The sequence below is a fragment of the Streptomyces sp. F63 genome, from assembly GCF_018070345.1.
Lineage (GTDB): Bacteria > Actinomycetota > Actinomycetes > Streptomycetales > Streptomycetaceae > Streptomyces.
The window spans coordinates 1-924 of record NZ_JAGPXX010000074.1 but is presented as its reverse complement, the minus strand read 5'-3'; the positions used below and the strand labels follow the sequence as shown (position 1 = coordinate 924).

Below are 924 nucleotides of genomic sequence, written 5' to 3'. Positions count from 1 at the left end.
TTCAACGCGTCGATCCGCCCCGCCCGGGACAACGCCCCACGCTCCAGCAACCCCAGCATCGCCGCCGTCTGCGGCCCCGGCACCACTCCCGCCAGATACGCCGCCCACTCATCCGCCGACACCGGCGTCCCCGCCCCGGCACCACCGGTGGAGTCACCGACCGTCACCCTGGCCGGGTCCATGGTGGGGTCGGTGGTGGAATCGGTGGCGGGATCGGTGGTGGTGCCGGTCTCGCCGTGGTCGAGCAATGTGGCCTGCATGATGCCCCCCCGTCCGCTCGGACGCCCGATGAACTCACGCCCCCGTGACGGGAGTTCCTACCCCTATTCTCCGTCACGGACAGTAATGGATCCAGGTCCGAGACCCGGAACCACCCGAACGAGTGACCGAAAACGGACCCGGGAACTCCACCCTTGGCCCACACCGCACACCACCACCGCCACCAGCCCGCCACCACCGACAGCCCGCCGCCACCGACAGCCCGCCGCCACCGACACCACCGCCGACAGCCCGCCACCACCGCCACTGCCGCCACTGCCGCGACCGACATGAACGCCGCCACCGCCACCACTTCAACGACACCACCGACACCACCGACGCCACCGACGCCACCGGCAGCCCACCGCGACCGCCACCACCGACAGCCCGCCACAACGGCGGGACGGCCGACGAGCACTGGCGCGCGTGTGCTTCCGCGCACCCCCACCGGCACCAGCCACGCCAACGCTTTTCCAGCCGACCCCGGGCACGCACGGCCCCGGATAGACGACGGACCCCGGGCCACCCCCCGACCCGGGTGCCGTAACCCCCACCACGACAACCACGGACAGCCCGCACCCCACCCGCCACCACCACCGCGCCGCCCACCCGGCGCCCCAACCCCCACCACAACTCAACGGACAACCCACAACGGCCTTTCGCCAC

Annotated in this window: 1 pseudogene; it reads right to left on the bottom strand. The window is 72.2% G+C overall.

Features of this window, described 5'->3' with window-relative positions:
- A pseudogene (locus KBZ10_RS28960) lies at positions 1-260 on the bottom strand (hypothetical protein); the annotation flags it as partial.
- Between the last annotated feature and the right edge of the window lie 664 nt (positions 261-924).